The following is a 24,302-nucleotide window of genomic DNA, read 5'->3' as shown; positions in this document are numbered from 1 at the left end:
CGCTACCCGATCGGCGCGGCTCAGCGCGTCAGGATCAGCGCCTCCCCTTGACCACCGCCGCCGCAGAGACCGACGGCCGCGGTTCCCGAGCCTCGGCGAACGAGCTCGTGCACGGCGTGCACGACCAGACGTGCGCCGGACGCTCCGATCGGATGACCCAGGGCGATGCCTCCCCCGTGCACATTCACGACGTCCTCGCCGATTCCCAGCTCGCGCTGCGAGTGTGCGACGACCGCCCCGAACGCTTCGTTGATCTCGACGAGATCGAGATCGGATGCCGCAAGGTGCTGCCGCTGCAGAGCCTGAGCGATCGCTCGCGCCGGCTGCGCGTGCAGGGAGTTGTCCGGGCCCGCGACCTGACCCGCGGCTCCGACGACGGCCAGCACCGGCCACCCGTTCTCATCTGCGTGCGCGCGCGTCGTCAGGACGACGGCAGCAGCACCGTCGGAGATCTGCGAGGCGTTGCCGGCGGTGATGGAGCCGTCGGCGGAGAACGCGGGGCGAAGCCCGGCCAGGGTCAGTTCGGTCGTGTCTGCACGGATGCCCTCGTCGCTCGTCACGGTGACCGCCGCTCCGCGGCGCTGCGGGACCTCCACGGGCACGATCTCCGCGTCGAAGACGCCGGCATCCCGTGCCGCTGCCGCGCGCTGGTGCGAGAGGGCAGCGACATGGTCCTGCTGCTCACGCGTCACCTCGTATCGCGGGTTGAGGCGCTCCGTCGATGCGCCCATGCTCTCGCGGTCGTAGGCGTCGGTGAGGCCGTCGTAGGCCATGTGGTCCAGCACCTCCACCGAGCCGTAGCTCCATCCGTCGCGCGAGCCCATGAGCAGGTGCGGGGCGCGCGTCATCGACTCCATACCGCCGGCCACGACCACGGTCGCATCGCCCGACGCGATCATCCGCTTCGCGTCGATGATGGCCGTGAGCCCCGACAGGCACACCTTGTTGACACCGGATGCCGGGACGTCCCATCCGATCCCGCCGGCCAGCGCGGCCTGGCGCGCGGGGTTCTGTCCCGATCCCGCGGGCAGCACCTGCCCCATGATGACCGCGTCGACGGCATCCGCAGGGATCGCGCCCGCCGCCAGCGCCCCCGCGATCGCGAGGCCACCCAGCTGCGGGGCGGTGAAAGCGGCCAGCTGGCCTTTGAGTCGCCCCTGCGGGGTGCGGGCGGCAGCGACGATGACGATGTCGGCGGTGCTCATGCGATCTCCTTGAGCTTCTCGGCGATGATCAGAGGGGGTTCCGTGGCGGCGAGGACCTCGTCGACGCTGACGCCCGGAGCGGTCTCGACGAGAACGAGTCCTCGGTCGGTGACGTCGATGACGGCCAGGTCGGTGATGATGCGGTCCACCACTCCGCGCCCGGTCAGCGGCAACGTGCACTGATGGACGATCTTGGCCGAGCCGTCACGGGCGACGTGTTCCATCAGCACGATCACACGGGCGGCACCGTGCACCAGGTCCATGGCGCCGCCGGGACCCTTCACCATCTTTCCCGGGATCATCCAGTTCGCAAGGTCGCCCGACGCCGAGACCTGCATCGCTCCGAGGATCGCGGCGTCGATCTTGCCACCGCGGATCATTCCGAAGCTCAGCGCGGAGTCGAAGAACGAGGCGCCCGGAAGCACGGTCACGGTCTCCTTGCCCGCGTTGATCAGGTCGGGATCGACCTGCTCCTCGGTGGGGTACGGGCCGACGCCCAGGATGCCGTTCTCGGACTGCAGCACGACGGTGACGCCGTCGGGCACGAAGTTCGGCACCAGGGTCGGCAGGCCGATACCGAGGTTCACGTACGAGCCGTCCGTGAGTTCGGCGGCCGCGCGGGCGGCCATCTCGTTGCGGGTCAATGCCATGTCAGGCTCCTTCGGGAAATGTCCGTGCGGCCGCGTCCGACACGGTGACGGTGCGCCGTTCGATCCGCTTCTCGATGTCGCTGCCCACCTCGACGATGCGATGCACGTAGATGCCCGGCAGGTGGATGCTGTCCGGGTCGAGGTCGCCCGGCGCGACGAGCTCTTCGACTTGCGCGATGCAGACGCGGCCCGCCATCGCGGCGAGCGGATTGAAGTTGCGTGCCGCGCGGTGGAAGACGAGATTGCCGTGCGTGTCGCCCTTGGCGGCGTGGACGAGCGCGAAATCGGTCACGATCGCCTCTTCGAGCACGTAGTCGCGCTTCTCACCCGTCACATCGAAGGCGCGGACGTCTTTCTGCGGCGACGCGACAGCCACACCCCCCGCGCCGTCGTAGGCGCGAGGCAGTCCCCCTTCGGCCACCTGCGTACCGACCCCCGTCTGCGTATAAAACGCCGCGATCCCGGCGCCGCCGGCACGCAGCTTCTCCGCGAGAGTCCCCTGCGGGGTGAGCTCGAGCTCGAGCTCGCCGGAGAGGAACTGGCGCTCGAACTCCTTGTTCTCGCCGACGTACGACGAGGTCATCTTGCGGATGCGCTTGGCATTCAGGAGTACACCGAGCCCCCAGTCGTCGACACCGCAGTTGTTGGACACCACCGACAGTTCGCTCGTGCCCTGAGCGAGCAATGCCTGGATGAGTGCGATGGGGTTGCCGGACAGGCCGAACCCGCCGACGGCGAGCGACGCGCCGTCCGGAATGTCGGCCACGGCGTCGGCCGCGGACGGATAGGTCTTGTCGATCACGAATCACTCCTTTGTCATCGCGTGTGCCCTCCCATCCTCCGCCCCGTCGGCGCGGTCCGCACCTCGCCGCTTGCCATGTGGATGCCGCGTCGCCTACTGTCCACATCATGGACACCTCGCGACGCACCGTGCCCGGCGCCCAGTCCGTCGCCCGCGCAGCAGCTCTGTTGCGATTGGTGACGTCCGCGGGCGCAGACGGCGTGTCGGGCGCCGAGATCGCGCGCCGGGCGGATCTCACCCGACCCACGGTGCACCGTTTGCTGTCCGCGCTGCGTCACGAAGGTCTCGTCGATCAGGACGAGAAGTCGGGGGCCTGGGTGCCCGGGCCCGAGCTCTATCTCATGGGAACGGTCGCGGCATCCCGGTACGACATCACGGCGATCGCGCGTGACATCGTGCGGTCGCTGGCGGTCCGCACGGAGGAGAGCGCGTTCCTGTCCGTGCGCCGCGGCGACGAGACGGTCTGTCTCATCCGCGAGGACGGCGCCTTCCCCATCCGCTCGTTCGTGCTGTCGGAGGGCGTGCGCTTCCCCCTCGGCGTCGCCTCGGCCGGGCTGGCCATCCTGGCCTTTCTTCCTCCTCACGATGTGGACGCCTACTTCGATCGCCATCCCGACCTCGGCGAGCGCCACGGCGCCCCGCACGCCGAACCACGTCTGCGAGCGCGGCTGCGCGAGACGCAGGCTCGCGGCTACGCCCTCAATCCGGGCCTCATCGTCGAAGGCAGCTTCGGTCTGGGAGCCGCCGTGTTCACGCGCTCCGGCCATCCGCAATGGGCACTGAGCCTGACGGGCGTGGAGTTCCGCTTCACGCCGGAGCGCATCCCGGAGCTCGGCCGCACACTGCTCGCCCACGCACACCAACTGACGACCCGCGTGGCCGCGGGCGCCCGCTGAGCGCGAGAGAAGCTAGGCGGCCGGAAGCCGCGGAACGGAAGCCCCGAGCTGCTCCTCCACGAGCGCCGCCAACCTGTCTGCTCCGGCGCGCGAGAGCACCACCGTGTAGTGATTGAACTCGGGCCACGCGACGTGCGCCACCGGAGGGTAGGCCCGCAGTTGCGCCGCCAGGTGCGCCGGTGGATAGAGTCCGGGGGTCTCGTCCTGCAGGCCGCGCGGCACCGTCACCAGTGTCGAGGGCGTCGTGAGAGCGCCGAGCGCATCCGCAACCGTCGAGCGCGTGTTCATGTCGACGGTGTCCTCGAGCGTCGTCGCATAGCTCGTCGCCGGTCGATACGAACCGTCCGGCTCGGGCTCGAGATCGTAAGCCAGGTAGTGTTCCAGCTCGCTCGACCAGTCGTCCGCGAATGCGGGGTGTCCTCGCCAGAACGAGAGGTACGCGTCGACGGTGGCGAACCTCTTCGACAGCCGCTCGGCCGTCGGGCCCAGGATGGCAGCGACGAGCTCGTCCGGCGAGAGCCCCTCTGGCGCGGCCAGCGGGAGACCTCCGTCGACGAGGAGGAGTCGTCGAGCGAGCTCCGGATGCCGATCTGCGAAGACCACCGAGACGAACGCGCCCATCGAGTGCGCGACCACCAGATCGGGCACGACCTCGAGTGCGCGACAGACGAGGGCGAGGTCATCGGCGTGCACAGCCATGCCGGCGGGTCCCGTCAGCCGGTTGCTCCGTCCGCGTCCGCGCAGGTCGGGCGCGACGATCCGCACTCCCGGCAGCGCCGCGGCCAGCAGCTCCCACGCGAGGTGCGACGACGTCACTCCATGGACGGCGAGGATCGTGGGGGCACCAGACTCGGCATCCCACACCCCCACCCTCAGCCGCCCCCCGGGAACGTCCACGTCGACGGCGCGCGCGGTACGGGTGCTCATCGTGCCGTCCACCCGCCGTCCATCGTGTAGCTGGCGCCCGTGACCATGCCGGCGTCGTCGCCGGCGAGCCACGCGGCCAGTGAGGCGACCTCGTGCGGCTCGATCAAGCGTTTGATCACCGACTCGGTGAGCATGACCTTCTCGACCACCTCGTCCTCGCCGATGCCGTGGACGCGCGCCTGGTCGGCGATCTGCTTCTCGACCAGTGGCGTGCGCACGTAGGCCGGGTTGATGCAGTTGCTGGTCACCCCATGAGCGCCGCCCTCCAGCGCCGTGACCTTCGACAGCCCTTCCAGCGCGTGCTTCGCCGTCACGTACGCCGACTTGTAGGCGCTCGCGCGCAGACCGTGGGCGCTGGAGATGTTGATGATCCGCCCCCAGCCCCGCTCGTACATCCCGGGCAGAACGGCGCGGATGAGGAGGAAGGGCGATTCGACCATGAGTCGCTGCATGAAACGGAACCGCTCCGGCGAGAACGTCTCGAGGGGCGCGACCGTCTGCACACCCGCGTTGTTGAGGAGGATGTCGACGTGCAGCGACAGCTCGTCGAGCGCGACCGTGTCGGACAGGTCCACGACCCAGGCCTCTCCCCCCACGCGGTCGGCAGCGCGCTGGGCGGCTTCACCGTTGAAGTCCGCGATCACGACGTGTGCGCCACGGCGCGCGAACTCTTCCGCGCAGGCAAGCCCGATACCACTGGCACCGCCAGTGATCACCGCGCGACGACCCGAGAGTTCCTGTTCACTCATGCCTTGATCCCTTCTCGGTGCGCACCGCGAGCGCGTTGCGGATGAAGCGCATCATGCCGTCGATGATCTCGTCGCCGATCGCGGCCGGCGGACGGCCTTCCTCATCGCGCTCCCACAGCAGGAAGCGCATACCGATGAGTTCCCCGGCCCCCATGAGGGCCCACGCCGTGACCTCGGGATCCAGGGCGGTGTCGACATCGCCCGACGCCTGGGCGGCGCGCAGACCGGCTTCGTAGCCCTCCACGATGCGGGTGTAGTGCAGACGCAGCATCTCGGGAGAGACGAACTCGGCCTCACGCACCACGCGGTACAGGGCGGGATGGGCCGCCGTGAACCGGAAGAAGCCTTCGAAGCCGGCACGCTCCGCGTCGATGCGGTTGTCGGTGTCTGCCATCGCCTGCGCCATCGCGTGACGCACGCGACGGTTGAGGTCGACGACGAGCTCCTCGAAGATCTGCTGCTTGCTGTCGAAGTAGAGATAGAACGTCCCCAGTCCGACTCCCGCGCGCTCGGTGATCTTCACGATCGACGCCTCGTGATAGCCGAGGTCGGCGAAGACCTCCTCTGCGGCCTCGAGGAGTTTGCGACGTGTGGCTTCGCCGCGCTTGGTCAAGGGTTTGCCGGCTGCGGAGAAAGCCGCTTCGGGCTCGAACTGCTCAACTGTGCTCATGAGCACTTCCTCTCACCAGGTCGGCGGCCCACGCGCGCAATCGCGCACGAGCCAGTTTCTCGATCGTGGACCGTGGCAGGTCATCGACGAAGACGACGCGCACGGGGACCTTGAAACCCGCGAGCTCCGACCGCGCGTGGGCGAGCACCTCGTCGGCACCCAGCGCGGCGCCGTCTTCTCTCACGATGAAAGCGACACCGCGCTCGCCCCACACATCATCGGGAACACCGACCACGGCCGCATCGGCGACGCCGGGATGCAGCAGGAGCGCGCGCTCGACCTCCGCGGGCGCGACGTTCTCGCCGCCGGAGATGAAGATGTCCTTCATCCTGTCGACGATGCGGAAGATGCCTTCGGCGTCGCGGTGCACGATGTCACCGGTGCGCAACCACGCCCCCGATCGGACTCGGGAGGTCGCCTCCTCATCGTGGAGGTATCCCGCGAACACGCTCGGTCCGCGCACCCACAGCTCACCCGTCGCCTCCCCGTCGAGAACGAGCTCGCTCTCGGGATCGACGATCCGTACGTCGACGTGCGGATACGGGCGCCCCACCGCTCCGGGGTTCTCACGCGCTTCGGATGCCGGCAGGCACAGCACGTTCGGCGCCGCCTCGGTCAGGCCGTACCCCTGGCTCAGCGGTACCCCGGCATCCGCCCACCGCTGGGCCAGAGCCGGCGGGATCGTCGCACCGCCCACCAGGGCCTGCCGAACGCGCCCGAGACCACGCGCCGTGAAATCGGGGTCATCGGCCAGCATCCGGTACTGCGTGGGAACTCCCATCATCGCCGTCACGCCGCGTTCTCGGATCAGCTGCAGCGCCCGTCGAGGCTGGAAGGAACGCTCCAGGACGACGGTGGCGCCGACCCACCAGGCGAGGAGCGGCTGACAGTTCCACGCGGCGACGTGGAACTGCGGCAGCACGGCGAGCACGACGTCATCGGCGGTGAGCTGGGCCACTCCGGCGAGAGCGAGGTTGTTCCAGAAGCAGTTCGCATGCGTGAGCACGACGCCTTTGGGCGCCGCCTCGCTGCCGGAGGTGTAGATGACGAGGAGGGGGTCGTCGTCGCGCACGGCGCGGCCGGCCGTGGCTGACGCCGATGATCGTCCGGCGCCCGCTCGGGCCGGCACCGCCGATTCGATGCCGGTGGTGCCCAGCAGAGTGATCGGTGGCGATGAGGACAGACGCGCGAAGGCATCGGTGGCGATGGCGAGATACTCGTCCTCGATGGCCACGAGTGCCGGTTCCGCATGGCGCAGCATCTCGGCGAGTTCGCGCGATGACAGGCGCCACGACAGGGGAACCATCGCCACTCCCGCCTTCGCGCATGCGAAGAACACCACGACGTGATCGATCGAGTTGCCGGTGATGGTCGCCAGACGATCTCCGGGTCCGTATCCCGCACGCCGCAGCGACAGCGCGAGCTCGTGTGCGCGGGCCTCCAGGTCGCCGTAGCCGATCCGGACACCGCGGTCGTCGATCGCCGTGCGGCCGGCGGCAGAGACGGCCCGGTCACGCAGCCAGCGACCGATCGTGTGCGCTCCGTCCGACTCGCCCCTCACGCGAGCCCCTCCACCCGTGACCTCATGCCCGCGCCTCGGCATCCACGCCCCGCACGCCGCCCGTGGTCTCGTCCGCATCGTCGATCTGACGCAACTGCGAACGGGTGCGCTCACCACGACGTCGGCGGACCGCGGTGTCGATCGTGCCCGCGATGCCGCCCGGCAGGAACATGACCACCAGGATGAACAGCACCCCGAGCAGGAACAGCGGCTCCGACAGCGGGATGCGCAGCGCGTCGGGGAGATCCTGGATCCACGGCGAGCGTGCGAGAACCGTCAACCGCTGATCGAGGATCGTGTAGAGCACACCCCCCACGATGGCACCCCACCGGAACCCGACGCCACCGAGAACCACCATCACGAGCACGGTGATCGTGAGATCGGCGCCGACGGTGCTGGGCTGGGTTCCCGATTGCAGCAGCATGTAGGCGATGCCGGCGAGCGAGGCGCAGAGAGCGGCGAGGACGAAGACGAGAAGCTTCGCGGTGTACGGCCGCAACCCCAGCACCTGGACGCGCAGTTCGTTCTCGCGTGCCGCTTGTGCGAGATGTCCGAGCCGCGAGCGGTCCACCCACAGCACCACCAGGTACACCACCACCAGCACGACGAGAGTCAGCCAGTACAGATTGCGGGTGTTCGACACACCCACCAGCCACGAGGGCACCTGGTCGACGGGCAGCCGCAGTCCCTCCTCACCACCGGTGATGTCCTGATTGCGACGCACCAGCACCGACCCGGCCTGCGCGAATGCCAGTGTCACCATCGCGAAGGGGATGCCGGAGACGCGCATCGAAATGGCGCCCGTGAATGCGGCGATGACGAGCCCACCGACGAGAGCGATGAGAGCACCGGGCCACAGCGGCACCCCGAAGAACTTCAGCGCGAGCCCGAGTCCGTACGCGCCGACACCGAAGTACAAGGCGTGGCCGAAGGACAGCATCCCGGAGGTGCCCAGCAGCAGGTTGTACGAGAGGGCGAGCGCGGCGAAGACCATGCAGAGCGAAAGCAGAGCGAGCGAGCCCGGTGTGTACGTCGCTCCCGGCAGGATGCCGGGGATCGAGATGTTCAGCAGCGGCAACACGGCCATGACGACGACGAGGACGGCACCGACGACGAAGGGGATGAAGGCCCCGGTGCGGCCCGGCACGAGGGTGGGAACTCCGGTGGTGACGGTCATGCTTTCCTCCCCATGAGCCCGGTGGGTCGCACCAGGAGCACGACGGCCAGCAGCACGACCACGATGAAGTCGCCCGTGCCGCTGAGGTAGACGTTGGCGAACTGCTGCAGCACCGCGACGAGCACCGACGCGATCGCGGCCCCCGTGAGCGAGCCGAGGCCGCCGATGACGGTCACGATGAAGGCGAAGATGAGCAGCGTCGCACCGAGGTGAGCCGAGACGAACGTCGTGTAGTGCATGGCGAGCACCCCGCCGATGCCGGCGGCCGCGCCGCCGATCGCGAACACGAGGGTGAAGCTGCGCCGCACGTCGATGCCGAGGGCGGTCACCATCGCGCGGTTCTCGACGCCGGCGCGGATGATCATGCCGTACCGCGTCTTCTTCAAGAACAGCACGAGTGCGACGAGCACGAGGGCGGCGGCGATCATCAGCACCCAGTAGGTGTTGGGAATACGCGCTCCGAGGATCTCCGTGGTCTCCTTCAGCCAGCCGGGACCGGCGATGTTCACGGCATCCGTCCCCCAGATCCCCTCGAACAGAGCGACCGCCGCGAAGGAGAGTCCGACGGTCACCAGGACCTGCTCGATGTGGCGTTCGTAGAGCGGCCGGATGAGCACCAGTTCGGTGAGCGTCGCGAACACCGCACCGACGACGGCACCGACGAGGATCGAGACGAGGAACGACCCCCACGACGCGGTTCCCAGCGCCTGCGCCACCTGCCATCCGATGAAGGCGCTGAGCGTGAGGAAGGCGCCGTGCGCGAAGTTGAGCACGTGCATGAGCCCGTAGATCAGGCTCAGCCCCGATGCGACGAGGAAATACAGTGCTCCGAGGCCGACACCGGTGAGAAGGATGAGGACGATGCTGCTCATGAGTGCACCTCCGCGCTGACGCCCAGCAGGCGCGTGGTCAGCGCGTCGTCGTCGAGGATCTGGCGCGCGCTGCCGGTGTGGACCACGCGTCCTCCGGCGATCACGATCGCATCGTCGGCCAGGGTCCGTACGACGTCGAGATTCTGTTCTACGAGCAGGATGGGCACGATCTTGGCAGCCTCCTGCAGGGCTCGCGCGACGTCGTCGACGATCTTCGGAGCGAGTCCCTTGGTGGGCTCGTCGACCAAGAGGATGCGGTTCTCATTGAGCAGCGCTCGCGCAACCGACACCATCTGCTGCTGTCCGCCGGAGAGCGTGCCGGCGAGCTGTGATCGCCGGGCCATGAGGTCGGGAAAGAGCTCGGCGACGAAATCACGGCGCGGCATTCGGTCGCGCTCCGCGAGGGCCAGATTCTCGGCGACGGTCAAGCCGGCGAACACCTCGCGGTCTTCGGGGACGTAGCCGACACCGCGCTGGACGATGCGATGGGTGGGAAGGGCGTCGATGCGCTCACCCGCGAGCACGACCCGACCCCGACGAGAGATGAGACCGAGGACCCCCCGAATGGTCGAGGTCTTGCCGACCCCGTTACGGCCGAGAACGGCCGTGATGCCCGTTGCCGGCACCTCGAACGAGACGTCTTCGACGACCTGCTGACCCGCGATGGATGCCGACAGGTGCGTCACGGTGAGGATCGGTGCGCTCATGCGGCAGACTCTCCCGCCGGATGCAGACCGCGGCCGAGGTAAGCGCTCTGCACGAGAGGGTTCTCCATGATCTGCGCGGGCGAGTCGAAGGCGATGATCGACCCGGAGTACATGACGGCGACCTTCTGGACGAAGCCCATGAGCACGTCGATGTGGTGTTCGACCATCAACACCGTGCACCCGGTCGCTTCCTGCATCTCGCGGATCGTGTCCACGAGTCCCGCGACGTCGCCGGAGGCGACCCCCGCCATCGGCTCGTCGAGCAGCACGATCTTCGCCTCGGTGGCGAGCAGCACGGCGATCTCCAGCTTGCGCTTGTCGCCGTGGGAGATGTCGCCGGCCGCCGTGTCGAGTTTGTGGGTCAGCCCGACCTTGACGAGCTGCTCCAGGGCGAGCTCGGTCGCGGCATCCGTCCTGCGGGGAAAGCGCAGCAGAGAGAAGCTGCCACCGAGACCGACCTGGGCGGCAAGGCGCACGTTCTCGAGGACGCTGAGTCGCGGAAAGAGGCTGGAGGTCTGAAAGGTGCGCCCCAGCCCCGTCCGCGCTCGCTGTGCGATCGACGCGCGGGTGATGTCGACACCGTCCATCACGATGCGACCTGCGGTCGGCCGTGCGACGCCGGAGATCACATTGAACAGCGTGGTCTTTCCGGCGCCGTTCGGCCCGATCACGCCGACGATGCTGCCGGGCGCGACATCCAGGTCGACGTCTTTCAGGATGGTCGCTCCGCCGATCTGCAGGCCGAGGCCGTCGATCAGGAGTGCGGACGGGACGGGGGTGCTCATGCGGCTTCGCCTCGCTTTCGGATGCCGTCTCGCCGACTACTTCTTCGCCGGGGCGACCTGGTCTGCCGGCACGGTGTCGACGAGCTCGGGCGTGAAGCTGCCGCCGTTCGCGACGAGCTTGACCTGATACATGTCCTGGATCAGGGCGTGGTCGCCGGCGCGTACGGTGAGCGAGCCCTTCGGGCCCTGGAAGGTGTAGTTCTCGAGGCTCTTGACCATGGCCTCGACGTCGCCCTTTCCTGCCTTGACGGCCTGCACGACCATCAGCGCCGCGTTGAAGCCGTCGGGAGTGAAGAGGTCGGGCGTCCCACCCGCCTTGGTGACGGCGTCGATCATCTTGGTGTTCACCTCGTTGTCCGGCGCCCCGGGGAAGTAGTAGTTCAGGAACTTGATCTTCTCGGAAGCGGCTCCATACGCCCCGAACGTCGCCGAGTCGCCGAGCCCCGTGACCACCGGCACGGCGTCCAACACGCCCTGCTGGCTCATGGACTGCCACATGGCGCCCGATGTGGCACCTGCCCAGGCGACGAACACGAGGTCAGGCTTGGCCGCCAGCACCTGCTGGGCGAACGGCGTGAACTCGGTGACGTCCTCGGCGACCAGCACGCTGTTCACCGTGGCTCCCTTCGCCCCGAGGATCGCCGTCACGGCGGCCTCGTTGCCCTTGCCGAAGGCGTTGTTCTGGGCGAACACCGTGACGGTCTTGCCCTGGAGGTCGCCGAGGAAGGTGCCCGCCGTGGCGACGTCCTGCGCGGACTGACGACCGCTGCGGAACGTGTAGGGGTTGACACCGGTGAGTGCATCCGCAGCGGCCGGTCCCGAGATGAAGAGGACCTTGTTCTGCCCCGCCTGCTCGGCGACCGCGGCGGCGACACCCGAAGAGGCGCTGCCGGCCAGGATGTTCACCCCTTGTCCGATGAGCTCCTTCGCCACGCCGACGGCCGTGTCGGGGTCGCCCGCGTCGTCGCGGTAGTCGACGGTGATCTTGGTGCCGTTCACCTCATTGGAGCCGTCGGTGGCGTAGTCGAGACCTGCTTTGAAACCGTCGAGATACTGCTTGCCGTAGCTGGCGAGCGGGCCCGTCTCGCTCGTCACCACCCCGACAGTGACGTCCGCGGGTCCGCCACCGGCGGTCGCCGCTCCACTGGTCGTCGCGTCCTGCGGCGCGCACGCCGACAGTGCGAGAGCCGTCGTCGCGACGACGGCCACAAAACTCGCGTGGAGCAACTTCTTCGTAACCCGCATGTGCGTACCTTTCACCATTGGAAGGAATACCTGAGAACTGATTCAGGTACTGCAATCATCTTCAGGCGACGGCGCGTTGTCAAACCTCACCCCCGACGGGACGGTCACGATCCCATAACCCCTTTTGCATACCGGCGGTATATACTGTTGGTATGCATCATTCCGACGACATTCTGCGACTGCTGCTCGGCGCGCACGCCCTGACACGGGTGGCCGCGCTGGACACCCGCACCGAAGCCCCCTCCGCCCAATGGCGCACGCTCGTGCTCCTGCGCGACCACGGCCCGCTGCGCATCGGCGACCTGGCGACGCTTTCGCGCGTCACGCAGCCCGGTATGACACGGCTGGTCGCACAGATGGCCGACGCCGGGCTCCTCGAGCGAACCGTCGATCCCGACGACTCGCGCGCGACCCTCGTCTCGGCGACGGATGCCGGGATGACGGCCCTCGAGGAGTGGCTGAGCGTTCTGAGCTCCGCGCTCGCGCCGCGCTTCGCCGACCTGGACGAGGATGAGTGGCGCACCATCCGCCGCGCCGCAGACATCGTCAACGCGCGCACTCGCGTCGCGGAGGTGGCTCGATGAACAACGCCTCCACGTCCCACAAGGTCAGCATCTGGCGCCAGCCGGCGCAGGTCTGGGCGGTCGCCTTCGCGTGCGTCATCGCCTTCATGGGAATCGGCCTGGTCGATCCGATCCTGCCCGCCATCGCGGAGTCGCTGCAGGCGAGCCCCGTGGAGACCGAGCTGCTCTTCACGAGCTATCTCGTCGTCACCGGACTCGCGATGCTCGTCACGAGCTGGATCTCCTCCCGCATCGGCACGAAGGCGACCCTCCTCATCGGCCTCGGCCTCATCGTCGTGTTCGCACTGCTGTGCGCCGTGTCGGGAAGCGTCGATGCGGTCATCGGCTTCCGCGCCGGGTGGGGCCTCGGCAATGCCCTGTTCATCTCCACCGCACTGGCCACGATCGTGGGTGCAGCCTCCGGCGGCAGCGCGGCGGCGATCATCCTCTACGAGGCAGCCCTCGGACTGGGCATCGCGATCGGCCCGCTGCTCGGCGGCATCCTGGGCGAGCTCAGCTGGCGCGGGCCGTTCTTCGGCGTCGTGGCGCTGATGGCGATCGCCTTCGTGGCGGTGCTCGTTCTGCTGCGGGGCGGCGAGGAGAAGCGGACGCCGGTGAAGCTGTCCGCCCCCTTCCAGGCGCTTCGCCAGCCCGCGTTGGCGGTGCTCGCGATCGCGGCCCTCTTCTACAACATCGGCTTCTTCGTCCTGTTGGCCTTCTCGCCGTTTCCGCTCGGCTTCGGTGCGATGGGCATCGGCCTGACCTTCTTCGGCTGGGGCGTGGCCCTCGCGATCACGAGCGTGTGGATCGCCCCGATCCTGCTGCGCCGACTGTCGCGCAGTACGGCGATGCTCATCGTGCTTCCCCTGCTCGCGATCGACCTCTTCGCGGCCGCGGTCGTGGTGGGATCCGCCGCGGGACTGGTGATCTGCATCATCGTCGGCGGTCTGCTGCTGGGTCTCATGAACACGATCCTCACGGAGTCGGTGATGGAGGCGACCGACCTGCCTCGATCGGTGGCATCGTCGGCGTACTCCGCCGTCCGCTTCCTCGGCGGGGCGGCCGCTCCCCCGATCGCCGCCGCTCTGTGGCACGCGTTCAACGCCTCCGTACCGTTCGTGTTCGCCGGCATCTCCGTGTTGGTGTCGGCCGCGACGATCCTGATCGGGCGACGGGCGCTCGCGCGCATCGATGCACACGATGCGGATGCCGCGGAGGAGGCCGCCGCGGTGCTCGTGGGCGACGCGGCGTAGGCCGTCCTCACCCGAGCTCGGGGCAAGTCAGGGCAGCGTGGGGACAGCTCGGGAGGAGATTTCGCCTCGGGAGGAGCGCAACGGCGCGCTCATCCTCCCGGGGCGATTTCTCCTCCCCCTCTGCGTGCGGCGAGGCCGGCAGCAACGACGAAGGCCCGGACCGTGATCACTCACGGTCCGGGCCTTCGCTTTGGTGCACCCCCTGGGACTCGAACCCAGAACCCACTGATTAAGAGTCAGTTGCTCTGCCGATTGAGCTAGAGGTGCGTTCCGTCGGCCGCTGAATCTCTCGAGAAGATCACTGGCGAACCGAGGGACAACGTTACCATCCCGAACGTCACACCGCGAATCGAGACGACGCGCGCCCCTTATCCTTGAGGGTGTGACCTCCCCCGCCACCGCGTCCGCCTGGAGCACGCCCTTCGACGGCGATTTGACCGAAGATCTCCAGCTCGCGCTGCGCCTGGCCGATGCGGCGGATGCCGTGACGATGTCACGCTTCGATGCCACCGATCTCGACGTCCAGGTCAAGTCCGATGCCTCCCCCGTGACGGAGGCCGATCTCGCCACCGAGCGTGTGCTGCGGGAGCTGTTGTCCGCCGAACGCGCCGGCGACGGCATCCTGGGCGAGGAGTACGGCACGTCGGGTGACGCGGCCCGGCAGTGGATCATCGATCCGATCGACGGCACGGCCAACTACCTCAAGGGCATCCCGATGTGGACGACCCTCATCGCCCTCGCCATCGACGGCGTGCCCCGCGTCGGGGTGGCCAGCCAGCCGGCCCTCGGGCGGCGCTGGTGGGCGGCATCCGGTCACGGCGCCTGGACCAACACTCCGGACGGCGGCACGCGTCGCCTCGGTGTGTCGAACGTCGACGCGGTCGCCGAGGCCAGCGTGAGCTTCCAGTCGCTCGCGCAATGGGACGAGGTCGGCCGCGCCGACGATCTGCTGCGCCTCAGCCGCGCAGTCTGGCGCGACCGCGGCTATGGCGACACCTGGCCGTACATGCTCCTCGCTGAGGGGCGACTCGAGTTCGTGGCGGAGTTCGGCGTCAAGGAGTACGACATCGCCGCTCTCGTGCCGATCGTCCACGAAGCCGGCGGCAGGTTCACCGACATCGACGGAGCCGACTCGCTGTCGTCGCGCTCGTCGCTCGCGACCAACGGACGTCTTCATCGCGACTTCCTCTCCCTCCTCGGCGCTTCGCCCGCCATCTCCTGACCGATCGGACCCCCGCCGATGACACGTGCACGCTTCGCGCCCCTCGCGCTGTCCACCGTCGCCCTCGCAACGGCTCTTCTGCTGAGCGGTTGCACGTCAGCCGCCCCCTCGGCCGATCCGACCCCCACCGGCAACGCCGTGTCACCCACGTCGACCGAGGCGCTGCCCGGGCCGACGCCGGACGCCTCGCCGACGACGGGCGGCGCCGTGACCTGCGACAGCATGATCGTCTCCGACACCCTCGCCGAGTTCAAGAGCAAGGGATGGACAGCCAAGCAGACGCCCTTCACGTTCGAAACCCAGCCGCCGAGCGCACCGATCGACGGTGGGCTGATCTGCACCTGGGCGAACTACTCGGTCGCATCGGGCAACCTCATCGAGTTCGGCTGGGCACCCATCAGCACCGCCGACGCCGAGACGGTGGCCGCACAGCTCGAGAAGGAGGGCTGGCGCCGCGAGCCGGCCGATTCGGGCTTCTACATCACGCAGGACCCGTCGCGCGTGATCACCGTGGATGACAAGGGATACGGCATGACGTACCAGTTCGGCGACGGCTGGGTCGCTGTATCGGACACGAAGCAGAACTTGCTGCTCATGCCGGTCACCGCCGGCTGATGCGCCGACCGCTCCTCGGGAGCACCCCTCTCAGCGCGTCCACAACCGACGCTCACGAGATCCATCAGCCGACGTCAGTCGCGATTCACGCCCCGTTGCCGTGCGCGCCGCGCACGGCCCGCAGTCTGGGTGATCGCCGCCCCTTCCCCGCTACCTGATCGGTGCGGGCGAAGGCGGATGACATCTCCCTCTCGACTGTAAGGAAAATCGTGATCTCGCACCGCACCCGACGCGGATTCATCGACCGACTCGGCGCAACCACCCTCGCCGCCGCCGCCGTCGTCTGCTCCATCGGCTTCGGCGCCACCAGCGCCAGCGCCGCCGACGCCGCAAGCCAGCCCCCGCTGACGGCGAAGGACCACGCCATCACCGACGTCCCCGGCCTCGTCAACGGCCGCGAACTCGGATCGTTCACCGGGCTGGGCGGCCAGGTGGTCAACGCGCCGCGCTTACTGCGCACCGAGTCGCTCGACAAGATCACCAGCGACGGCGCCGCGACCCTGGCGACGAAGTACCATGTGAACCTCGTCATCGACCTGCGCACGGCCACGCAGATCGCTGCGAAGCCCGACGTGCCGGTCCCCGGCGCAAAGTCGGTGAACATCTCCATGTTCGGCGCCGACGGCAACTACCCCGACGACACCGTGATGTACCACGACCTGGTCGACAAGGGCTACAACGGCCCGAATGATCGCGGCCCCATGATCACGGCCTACGCGCAGATCCTCCGCCTCATCGCCCAGGACACGACCGGCACCGTGCTCATCCACTGCTCGCACGGCATGGACCGCACCGGGACCGTGATGGACCTCCTGTACAACATCCTCGGCGTGAGCGCCTCCGACATCCTGCACGACTACCTGCTGTCGAACACGCAGCTGGGCGTGACCTGGGCGACCCCCCAACTGCTGCAGGGGACGTTCGAGGCAGATGTGACCTCGAAGTACGGCGGTGTCGACGCGTACCTGCGCAAGACCATCGGCCTCACCGAGCAGGACGTCGCCGCGCTGCGCACGAACCTGCTCGTCTCGAACGACGCGTCCGCCTCGTCGATCACCGTCGACGGCGTCTCCGTCCCCCTGGATGCCGCGACCAGCACGGCCGGCGCGACCATCACCGACCCGCAGACCGCGATCGCTGCTGGGGACGTGACGGTGACCACCACGAACCCGAATGCCGCAGCGGCCGTCAGCATCGCGGGCCGCACCGTCACGGTCACCGTCACCGCACAGGACGGCACCACCGTCGACCACTACGTCGTGAACGCGGCCCTGCCCGCGGCGGCGAGCGGCACCTCGACGCCCGTCGCGGCCGCGGCGACCGCAACGACCAGGGCGACACTGCCGGAGACCGGTGGCGACGACACCGCCGCGCTGCTCGTCGGCGGCATCGGCGCGGCACTGGTGCTGGCCGGAGGCATCCTGCTCGCGCGCCGTCGCACGAAGCGCACGGCGGACTGACACCCGCAGACGGCGAAGGCCCCGGCATCCATGATCGGATGCCGGGGCCTTCGCCGGTGACAGTGACGTCGTGGAGCTGGGGGGAATCGAACCCCCGTCCAACGCTGGGATACTGCGTCTTCTCCGGGCGCAGTCTGTGAAGACGTTCTGCTCGGCTCCGACCTTTGTCACAGACACCTAAGTCGACGAGCCCAGCCTGGGAAGAGTCCCGCGTGACGTCCAGGCGCCGTCACGCAGCAAGACCCCTAGATGACGCCAGGGTCCGTGGCGGGGTCACACACGGTCTGACGGACTATCGGGCTCGCTTAGGCAGCGAGGGCGAAGTCAGTGCGCTTGGATTCGGCACTTATAGGTTCGCAGAGATCGTTAACGAGATAACCCTGCATCCTCGGCCCGCTTCTCGCAGATTCACAGACGCTGTCGAAACCGATCAGCCCCGTGTGCGTCACGGCGACGTGCCGTGCGGCGAATGAGCCACGGTCACGCTGTGGAGTTGTCTCTCGGTTGCCGTCGGCACCCGAGCATTACAGTTTACCCCATGAGCGAGGTCACGATCACCGTCCGCGGCGAGAGCCACACCCGAGTGCTGCCCGAGCGCGCCGTCGCGCACGTGACGGCATCCGCCGACGGACCCGAGCGCGCCGCCGTCGTCTCGCGGGTCGCCGGCCTCTCGGAGCCGGTCCGCACCCACCTCGCCACGCTCGCAACGGCGGGCACGATCTCGGACTGGTCGAGTCAACGCATGTCGGTGTGGGCCGACCGGCCGTGGAACGACGAGGGCCGCCAGCTGGACCTCGTCCATCACGCGTCGGTGGAGCTGACCGCGACCTTCACCGACACGGTTGCCCTGTCGGACTGGGTCAATGAGATCGCCGGAACCGACGGGCTGCAGGTGGGAGCTGTGGAGTGGCAGCTCACGCCCGAGACGCGCGCGCGTGTCGAGCGCGACGTCGCCACGGACGCCGTCGCCGTCGCGGTCGAGCGGGCCTCCGCCTATGCCGCGGCGATCGGACGGCGAGAGGTCGTCCCGGTCGAGATCGCCGACCTGGGGCTGCTGGGCGCGGCATCCTCCCCCGGTCCCGCGCCGCGGGTGATGGCGAAGGCCGCCGGCATGGCCGAGTTCGATCGGGCCGCCGCCGTCGAGTTCCGGCCCGACGAGATCGTCGTGTCGGCGGGAGTCGAGGCCCGCTTCATCGCACGCTAGGTCTCGTCAGTTCGCGCCGCCTGCGGCGCACGGCATCCCTCCGACTCCGCAGAATCACCCCTCCTCCGCGTCCGGTCACGCTGTCGGCTGCGGAGTTCGTCACATTCTGCGGGGATCGTGCGTTCTACTCGCCGCGGAGGTTGCGGCTGCGCATCGCCCGCTCGGCCTCGCGCTTGTCTTCGCGCTCGCGGATCGTCTGCCGCTTCTCGTACTCGCGCTTGCCCTTGGCGATCGCGATCTCGACCTTCGCTCGCCCGTCGGAGAAGTAGAGCTTCAACGGAACCAACGTGTACCCGCCGGCGCTGACGGCGTGCGACAGCTTGACGATCTCGTCCTTGTGCAGCAGCAGCTTGCGTGTGCGCTTGGAGGCGTGATTGGTCCAGTGCCCCTGCGAGTACTCCGGGATGTGCACGGCATCGAGGTAGGCCTGGCCCCCGTCGATGTAGGCGTATCCGTCCGACAGGTTGGCCCGGCCCTGACGCAAAGACTTCACCTCGGTACCCGTGAGCACGAGGCCCGCTTCGTACGTCTTCTCGATGGTGTAGTCGTGGTGCGCGCGACGGTTGGTCGCGACGACCTTCTCCCCGCGTTCCCTGGGCATGGTTGATCCTCTGTGGTGGATGGCGTTGTTCCGCCGACGAACGACGGGATGCCGCGGACACGGCAGCCCGTCAGTCTATCTCACGCCCGCAGCCACCGACGGATCGCGAAGCTCGCCGACAACGCCGCCAGCACCAGGCCGATGACGATGATGACCGGGATGACGATGGCGGCATCGCCCATGTCGATCCAATCGGTGATGAAGCTCACGCGGCCCTTCAGGTACTCCCCCACACCGAAGTGCACACCCACGACGATCGCGGCGCCCGCCATGAGCGATCCGATGAACGCCGCGAAGACGCCTTCGAGCACGAACGGCGTCTGGATGAAGCGGTTCGAGGCGCCGACCAGTCGCATGATGCCCACCTCCCGCCGTCGTGCGTACGCGGACAGCCGGATGGTGGTCGCGATCAAGAGCACGGCCGCGATCAGCATCAGCACGGCGATTCCGACGGCGATGTAGGTGGCGATCGTGAGGGCGGAGAACAGCGGCTCGAGATACTGCAGCTGGTTCTTCACCTCCTCCACACCGGCCATCCCGTTGAACGCCTCAGTGATGACGTCGGCCTTCTCGGGATCGATGAGCCCGACGAAGTAGGTGTCACCCAGCTGCGCTGGCGTCACATAGTCCTTGTACTCGTCGCCGTAGAGCTTCAGCAGGTTCTGGTACGCCTCATCGGACGACTCGAACCGCACATCCCGAACGACTCCGCCCAGCGCGGAGCTCGACAGCCGCTGCGAGACCTGATCGATCTGCTCCTGCGTCGCGGCGCCGTCGGCACACGTCGTGGCCGTGGAATCCTCGCGGCACATGATCACCGAGACCTGCGCACGCTCGGACCAGTAGTCGCGCATCTTGCCGATCTGCATCTGCATCAGCATCGCGGCACCGACGAACGTCAGCGAGACGAACGTCACGAGCACAACGGAGATCACCATCGACGCGTTGCGACGCAGCCCGGTGAGCGCCTCGCCGAGAATCAGCTGCATCCTCATGAGGTGGGTCCCACTTCGTCGTTCTCGTCGGCTTCGCGGCCGCGGCGGTCTGCGACCCCGAGTTTGCCGAGGTCGATGTCACCCACGCCCAGCTCACCGAGGTCGACCTCGGGGGCGGCGATGGTGATCGGACGCGTGAGCGGCACCGGCTCCGTCGTCGCCGGCAGCGGCGCGGGGCGCTGCATGGCCGGTCGCGGCGACGCGTCCGCCGCCCGGTCGGCAGGCGTCGTGGCTGCAGGCGCGGGAGCGGCCGGGCGTGTGAGGGGCGGGGATGCCGCGGCATCCGGTGCCGTCGAAGCGTCCGGCGGGGCGGGGACGGGCTCGACGGGAGCTTCCGCGATCTCGCGCTGCAGTTCGAGCACCGCGGTCAGTGCGGCCGTTGCTGCCGCGCCGCGTTCCGTCTGCGGTTGCAGCGAGGGCAGCGATGACGTGTCGCCGTAGCCGCCGTGGCGGTCGTCGCGCACCATCACACCGCCGCGCAGCTCGATGACGCGGCGCTTCATCTGATCGACGAAGCCGGCCTCGTGGGTGGCCATGACCACCGTCGTGCCACCGGCGTTGATGCGGGCGAGCAGCTGCATGATGTCGATGGAGGTCGCCGGGTCGAGGTTTCCCGTGGGCTCGTCGGCGAGCAGGATCTGCGGCCGGTTGACGATCGCCCGCGCGATCGCGACGCGCTGCTGTTCGCCACCCGACAGCTCGTGCGGCAGGCGCTTCTGCTTTCCGTCCAAGCCGACGAGAGCGAGCGCTTCGGGTACGGCCTGCTGGATGAAGGCGCGGGATGCGCCGATGACCTGCAGCGTGAAGGCGACGTTCTGGAACACCGTCTTGTTGGGCAGCAGCCGGAAGTCCTGGAAGACCGACCCGATGTGCCGACGAAAGTACGGAACCTTGCGTGTCGAGAGGGTCTTGAGGTCGCGACCGAGCACGACGACGCGCCCCTCGCTGGGACCGTCCTCCCGCAGGATCAGGCGCAGACAGGAGGACTTTCCCGAGCCGGAGGCGCCCACGAGGAAGACGAACTCCCCGCGCTGCACCTCGAAGTCGACGTCGCTCAGCGCCGGCTTGCTGGTCCCTCGGTACTTCTTGGTGACGTGCTCGAACCGGATCATGACTCGATGAGCCTACGTCGCCCCTCTGCGGATGCCGGGTGCGACACTCGCCGCGTGTCGACTGCACTCCCGATAGCGTGGCCGGGTGCGCATGCTCGATCGCCGGCATCGGCGAGAGCGCGACCGCGCGGCGATACCCGGGCCGCATCGCGTCCCTGGCGCTGATCGCTCCGCCGGCGACCCGGCTGTGCGGATCGCCATCCGACGCCGCGGCCATCGGCGCCGCCCGCACCGAGCCCGAGGTGGTTTCCGCGCTCGTCGCGCTGGGCGAGGACACCGCAACCACCGACGCCGACGTCGTCGAGCAGTTCCGGCGGCATCCGCGTGGTTCCACGACATTCCGGCCGATGCGGCCGAGCGCATCCGCTCGGCGTCTCTTCCACCCACGACGATCGTCGCCGGCGACGCCGACCTGCTCACCGGCGTTCCACCGGTTGCCGACTACGCCGCAGCACTCGGAGCCGACCTCGTCTGGCTCGCCGCCTGCGGGCACTACCCCTGGGTCCAGCATCCCACCGCGTTCCGCGACGCCATCACGAGATGGCTGGGCCGCGACTGATCAGTCGTCGTCGTCCTTGCGCTTGCGCCACCGGATGCCGGCGGCGATGAGGCCGTCGAGGTCGCCATCGAAGACGACGGCGGGGTTGCCGACCTCGTAGCCGGTGCGGAGATCCTTGACGAGCTGCTGGCCGTAGAGGAAGTAGGAACGCATCTGGTCGCCCCAGCTGGCCGTGATGGTACCGGCGAGCTCCTTCTTCTTCGCGGCCTCCTCTTCGCGCTTGAGCAGCAGCAGACGCGTCTGGAGCACGCGCATGGCCGCAGCGCGGTTCTGGATCTGGCTCTTCTCGTTCTGCATCGAGACGACGAGGCCTGTCGGCAGGTGGGTGATGCGCACCGCGGAGTCGGTCGTGTTGACCGACTGACCGCCCGGGCCCGACGAGCGGAACACGTCGACGCGGATGTCACTTTCGGGCACCTCGACCTCGACGGCCTCTTCGAGCGCGGGGATGACCTCGACCGCGGCGAACGACGTCTGGCGCTTGTCCGCGCCGCCGAACGGGCTGATGCGGGCCAGTCGGTGCGTGCCGGCCTCGACCGACAGGGTGCCGTACGCGTAGGGGGCGTCGACCTCGAACGTGGCGGACTTGATGCCCGCGCCCTCCGCGTAGGAGGTGTCCATGACCTTCACGGAGTACTTGTGGCGTTCCGCCCAACGCAGGTACATGCGCAGGAGCATCTCGGCGAAGTCGGTGGCGTCGTCGCCGCCCGCGCCGGAACGGATCGTGACGACCGCGGGGCGGTCGTCGTACTCGCCGTCCAGCAGCGTCTGCACCTCGAGCTGGCCGATGACGTCCTGCAAGGCGGCGATCTCGCGGCGCGCCTCGGCCGCGGTGTCTTCGTCGTCCATCTCGTGCGCCAGCTCGACGAGCACATCGAGGTCGTCGAGGCGCTGCTCGACGTCGGCGACGCGCTTGAGGTCGGCCTGACGGTGGCTGAGTGCGCTCGTGACCTTCTGCGCCTTCTCGACGTCGTCCCAGAGGTCGGGGGCACCGGCTTCGTCGGACAGGCGCGCGATCTCCGCACGCAGTCCCTCGACGTCGACCACCGCCTGGATGTCGGAGAAGGTGGAACGCAGGGCCTGGATGTCGGCGGAAGGATCGAAATCAAGCATGACACTCCAGACTAACGTGGATCGGGTGAGCTCCCGCATGCCAGATCCCGCGTCCGCGCCCGGCATGGGACCGATGCTCTGGCGTCTTGCGCCCATGATCTATGGTCCGACCGTGCTCTTCGCCCTCGGCGAGGGGGCCGTCGTTCCGCTCTTCCCGGTGATCGCGGCGCAGCTGGGCGCCGACGTTCCGACCGCAGCACTCGTGGCCTCGGCACTCGTCGTCGGACAGCTCTGCGGCAACATCCCGGCGGGCTGGGCCGTGAGCCGCATCGGCGAGCGGATGACGATGATCGTCGGCGGGGTCCTCGCACTCGGCGGCGTCGCCGGGATGCTGTTCGCACCGAGCCTGCCGGTGCTGGCGGCCGCGGTGTTCCTCATCGGATTCTGCGCGGCCGCGTTCGGTCTGGCACGGCACTCGTTCATGACGACGCGGGTGCCGATCGCTTACCGGGCGCGGGCGCTGTCGCTGCTGGGCGGCACGTTCCGCCTCGGCATGTTCGTCGGGCCCTTCCTCGCCGCCGCCCTCATCGCGATCTTCGGCGATGAGCACTCGACGGTCTGGTTCTTCGGCGCGTGCCTGCTCGCCACGATCGCACTGCTCGTGTTCGGTCCCGACCCGGAGGATGCCGTGCCGGTCCCCCGCGTCACGCGCTCGTCCGGCGACTCGAGGCTCGCCGAAGACACCGGTGAGCCTGTCACCGGGTCGATCCCCGTCCCCGACCGGGTGGGTGTCTTCCGCACGATGTGGCGCTTCCGCGGCGTGCTGTCGCGGTTGGGGCTGGCTGCGGCATCCCTCTCGGCGGTGCGATCGGCGCGTCAGGTGGTGCTGCCGTTGTGGGGCGTGTCGATCGGGCTCGACGCGCAGACGATCGCGCTCGTCGTCGGCATCTCCGGCGCGATCGACTTCGCCCTCTTCTACGCGAGCGGCCAGGTGATGGACCGCTTCGGCCGCCTCTGGGCCGCGCTTCCCGCGATGGTGCTGATGGGGTCGGGTTTCCTCGCGCTCGCGTTCACGCACGACCTCTCGCAGGCGGCGATGTGGTTCGCCCTGTTCGCGGCGGTTCTGGGCGTGGGCAATGGTCTTTCCAGCGGCATCCTGCTCACGCTCGGCGCCGACGTCGCGCCGCAGGACGACCCGGCGGCCTTCCTCGGGTCGTGGCGGACGCTGACGGATGCCGGGGGCGCGATCGCTCCCCTGCTCGTCTCAGCCGTCGCCGCGGTCGTCTCCCTGTCGGTCGCCACCGGCGTCATCGGCGTGATCGGCCTCGCGGGGGCGGCCGGGTTCATCCGCTGGGTGCCGAGGTTCGTGCCGCGCACGCGGTGAGTGCGCGCCGATCACGGCTGCGGCAGGATGACGGG

General features: G+C 68.6%; 25 protein-coding genes, 1 tRNA gene and 1 other RNA gene. 9 read left to right on the top strand and 18 right to left on the bottom strand.

Features of this window, described 5'->3' with window-relative positions:
- Positions 1-20: 20 nt before the first annotated feature.
- From CEP17_RS03925 to CEP17_RS03915, 3 genes are read right to left on the bottom strand one after another with little or no spacing between them, the layout of a single operon-like run.
- Entirely contained in the window at positions 21-1,205 is a 1,185-nt protein-coding gene (locus tag CEP17_RS03925; protein ID WP_112931342.1) for an acetyl-CoA C-acyltransferase, read from the bottom strand.
- The gene (locus CEP17_RS03920; protein WP_204359856.1) at positions 1,202-1,855 is read right to left on the bottom strand and encodes a CoA transferase subunit B; all 654 of its coding nucleotides are present in this window, start codon (positions 1,853-1,855) and stop codon (positions 1,202-1,204) included. The genes CEP17_RS03925 and CEP17_RS03920 overlap by 4 nt, the downstream gene beginning before the upstream one ends.
- Before the next feature lies 1 nt (position 1,856).
- Entirely contained in the window at positions 1,857-2,657 is an 801-nt protein-coding gene (locus CEP17_RS03915) for a CoA transferase subunit A (protein ID WP_112931341.1), read from the bottom strand.
- Between the two features lie 107 nt (positions 2,658-2,764).
- Between CEP17_RS03915 and CEP17_RS03910 the strand changes: the two genes are divergently transcribed.
- The gene (locus CEP17_RS03910; protein WP_112931340.1) at positions 2,765-3,553 is read left to right on the top strand and encodes an IclR family transcriptional regulator; all 789 of its coding nucleotides are present in this window, start codon (positions 2,765-2,767) and stop codon (positions 3,551-3,553) included.
- A gap of 12 nt (positions 3,554-3,565) precedes the next feature.
- Here the strand turns inward: CEP17_RS03910 and CEP17_RS03905 are convergent, their stop codons facing one another.
- The 9 genes from CEP17_RS03905 to CEP17_RS03865 are packed head-to-tail and all read right to left on the bottom strand — an operon-like array spanning position 3,566 to position 12,246.
- The gene (locus CEP17_RS03905; protein WP_112932862.1) at positions 3,566-4,480 is read right to left on the bottom strand and encodes an alpha/beta hydrolase; all 915 of its coding nucleotides are present in this window, start codon (positions 4,478-4,480) and stop codon (positions 3,566-3,568) included.
- A complete protein-coding gene (locus tag CEP17_RS03900; RefSeq protein WP_112931339.1) occupies positions 4,477-5,229 on the bottom strand; it encodes a 3-hydroxybutyrate dehydrogenase in 753 nt (250 codons plus the stop codon). The genes CEP17_RS03905 and CEP17_RS03900 overlap by 4 nt, the downstream gene beginning before the upstream one ends.
- Entirely contained in the window at positions 5,222-5,899 is a 678-nt protein-coding gene (locus tag CEP17_RS03895) for a TetR/AcrR family transcriptional regulator (RefSeq protein ID WP_112931338.1), read from the bottom strand. The genes CEP17_RS03900 and CEP17_RS03895 overlap by 8 nt, the downstream gene beginning before the upstream one ends.
- Entirely contained in the window at positions 5,886-7,460 is a 1,575-nt protein-coding gene (locus CEP17_RS03890; protein WP_112931337.1) for an AMP-binding protein, read from the bottom strand. The genes CEP17_RS03895 and CEP17_RS03890 overlap by 14 nt, the downstream gene beginning before the upstream one ends.
- Positions 7,461-7,482: 22 nt before the next feature.
- A complete protein-coding gene (locus tag CEP17_RS03885; RefSeq protein ID WP_112931336.1) occupies positions 7,483-8,637 on the bottom strand; it encodes a branched-chain amino acid ABC transporter permease in 1,155 nt (384 codons plus the stop codon).
- Complete coding sequence (locus CEP17_RS03880) at positions 8,634-9,509, bottom strand: branched-chain amino acid ABC transporter permease (RefSeq protein WP_112931335.1); 876 nt, start codon at positions 9,507-9,509, stop codon at positions 8,634-8,636. The genes CEP17_RS03885 and CEP17_RS03880 overlap by 4 nt, the downstream gene beginning before the upstream one ends.
- Positions 9,506-10,216: an ABC transporter ATP-binding protein gene (locus CEP17_RS03875; protein WP_112931334.1), complete on the bottom strand. Its 711-nt coding sequence runs from the start codon at positions 10,214-10,216 to the stop codon at positions 9,506-9,508. The genes CEP17_RS03880 and CEP17_RS03875 overlap by 4 nt, the downstream gene beginning before the upstream one ends.
- The gene (locus CEP17_RS03870) at positions 10,213-11,001 is read right to left on the bottom strand and encodes an ABC transporter ATP-binding protein (protein ID WP_112931333.1); all 789 of its coding nucleotides are present in this window, start codon (positions 10,999-11,001) and stop codon (positions 10,213-10,215) included. The genes CEP17_RS03875 and CEP17_RS03870 overlap by 4 nt, the downstream gene beginning before the upstream one ends.
- Positions 11,002-11,037: 36 nt before the next feature.
- Positions 11,038-12,246: a substrate-binding domain-containing protein gene (locus CEP17_RS03865; protein ID WP_112931332.1), complete on the bottom strand. Its 1,209-nt coding sequence runs from the start codon at positions 12,244-12,246 to the stop codon at positions 11,038-11,040.
- A 152-nt stretch (positions 12,247-12,398) separates the two neighbouring features.
- Between CEP17_RS03865 and CEP17_RS03860 the strand changes: the two genes are divergently transcribed.
- Both CEP17_RS03860 and CEP17_RS03855 read left to right on the top strand, forming a co-directional pair.
- Positions 12,399-12,830, top strand: coding sequence for a MarR family transcriptional regulator (locus CEP17_RS03860; protein WP_112931331.1), 432 nt, complete (start codon positions 12,399-12,401; stop codon positions 12,828-12,830).
- Positions 12,827-14,062 (top strand): MFS transporter, encoded by a 1,236-nt coding sequence (locus CEP17_RS03855; RefSeq protein WP_036318182.1) that lies wholly within the window; start codon positions 12,827-12,829, stop codon positions 14,060-14,062. The genes CEP17_RS03860 and CEP17_RS03855 overlap by 4 nt, the downstream gene beginning before the upstream one ends.
- 191 nt (positions 14,063-14,253) lie before the next feature.
- Here CEP17_RS03855 and CEP17_RS03850 read toward each other — a convergent pair.
- Positions 14,254-14,329, bottom strand: a tRNA-Lys gene (locus tag CEP17_RS03850).
- A gap of 115 nt (positions 14,330-14,444) precedes the next feature.
- Here CEP17_RS03850 and CEP17_RS03845 point away from each other — a divergent pair.
- The 3 genes from CEP17_RS03845 to CEP17_RS03835 all read left to right on the top strand — a co-directional run bounded on the left by CEP17_RS03845 (position 14,445) and on the right by CEP17_RS03835 (position 17,359).
- Positions 14,445-15,284, top strand: a complete 840-nt coding sequence (locus CEP17_RS03845; RefSeq protein WP_112931330.1) for an inositol monophosphatase family protein — start codon at positions 14,445-14,447, stop codon at positions 15,282-15,284.
- A gap of 18 nt (positions 15,285-15,302) precedes the next feature.
- Entirely contained in the window at positions 15,303-15,899 is a 597-nt protein-coding gene (locus CEP17_RS03840) for a nitrate ABC transporter substrate-binding protein (protein ID WP_112931329.1), read from the top strand.
- A 209-nt stretch (positions 15,900-16,108) separates the two neighbouring features.
- Positions 16,109-17,359: a tyrosine-protein phosphatase gene (locus CEP17_RS03835; protein WP_112931328.1), complete on the top strand. Its 1,251-nt coding sequence runs from the start codon at positions 16,109-16,111 to the stop codon at positions 17,357-17,359.
- A gap of 68 nt (positions 17,360-17,427) precedes the next feature.
- Here CEP17_RS03835 and ssrA read toward each other — a convergent pair.
- Positions 17,428-17,797, bottom strand: a transfer-messenger RNA (tmRNA) gene (gene ssrA, locus CEP17_RS03830).
- 100 nt (positions 17,798-17,897) lie between these two features.
- Here ssrA and CEP17_RS03825 point away from each other — a divergent pair.
- Positions 17,898-18,563: an SIMPL domain-containing protein gene (locus CEP17_RS03825; RefSeq protein ID WP_112931327.1), complete on the top strand. Its 666-nt coding sequence runs from the start codon at positions 17,898-17,900 to the stop codon at positions 18,561-18,563.
- A gap of 124 nt (positions 18,564-18,687) precedes the next feature.
- Here CEP17_RS03825 and smpB read toward each other — a convergent pair whose 3' ends face one another.
- The 3 genes from smpB to ftsE all read right to left on the bottom strand — a co-directional run bounded on the left by smpB (position 18,688) and on the right by ftsE (position 21,271).
- Positions 18,688-19,164 carry an SsrA-binding protein SmpB gene (smpB, locus tag CEP17_RS03820; protein ID WP_039415660.1) on the bottom strand — a complete coding sequence of 159 codons (477 nt, stop codon included), beginning with the start codon at positions 19,162-19,164 and terminating at the stop codon, positions 18,688-18,690.
- 80 nt (positions 19,165-19,244) lie between these two features.
- On the bottom strand, positions 19,245-20,159 hold the full coding sequence (gene ftsX, locus CEP17_RS03815; protein WP_039415663.1) for a permease-like cell division protein FtsX: 915 nt from the start codon (positions 20,157-20,159) through the stop codon (positions 19,245-19,247).
- The gene (ftsE, locus tag CEP17_RS03810; RefSeq protein WP_112931326.1) at positions 20,156-21,271 is read right to left on the bottom strand and encodes a cell division ATP-binding protein FtsE; all 1,116 of its coding nucleotides are present in this window, start codon (positions 21,269-21,271) and stop codon (positions 20,156-20,158) included. Before ftsE ends, ftsX begins: the two co-directional genes overlap by 4 nt.
- A 187-nt stretch (positions 21,272-21,458) precedes the next feature.
- On the opposite strand from ftsE, the gene CEP17_RS03805 reads away from it, so the two are divergent.
- On the top strand, positions 21,459-21,830 hold the full coding sequence (locus CEP17_RS03805; protein WP_239498579.1) for a hypothetical protein: 372 nt from the start codon (positions 21,459-21,461) through the stop codon (positions 21,828-21,830).
- Here CEP17_RS03805 and prfB read toward each other — a convergent pair whose 3' ends face one another.
- Positions 21,831-22,943, bottom strand: a complete 1,113-nt coding sequence (gene prfB / locus CEP17_RS03800; protein WP_112931325.1) for a peptide chain release factor 2 — start codon at positions 22,941-22,943, stop codon at positions 21,831-21,833. It abuts the gene before it with no gap.
- A gap of 73 nt (positions 22,944-23,016) precedes the next feature.
- Between prfB and CEP17_RS03795 the strand changes: the two genes are divergently transcribed.
- The gene (locus tag CEP17_RS03795) at positions 23,017-24,267 is read left to right on the top strand and encodes an MFS transporter (RefSeq protein ID WP_112932861.1); all 1,251 of its coding nucleotides are present in this window, start codon (positions 23,017-23,019) and stop codon (positions 24,265-24,267) included.
- The last annotated feature ends 35 nt before the right edge of the window (positions 24,268-24,302 follow it).

The sequence above is a fragment of the Microbacterium sp. PM5 genome (assembly GCF_003293595.1).
In the GTDB taxonomy this organism is placed as follows: domain Bacteria; phylum Actinomycetota; class Actinomycetes; order Actinomycetales; family Microbacteriaceae; genus Microbacterium.
The sequence above is the reverse complement of the archived record's forward strand: the minus strand, read 5'-3'. Positions and strand labels throughout refer to the sequence as shown.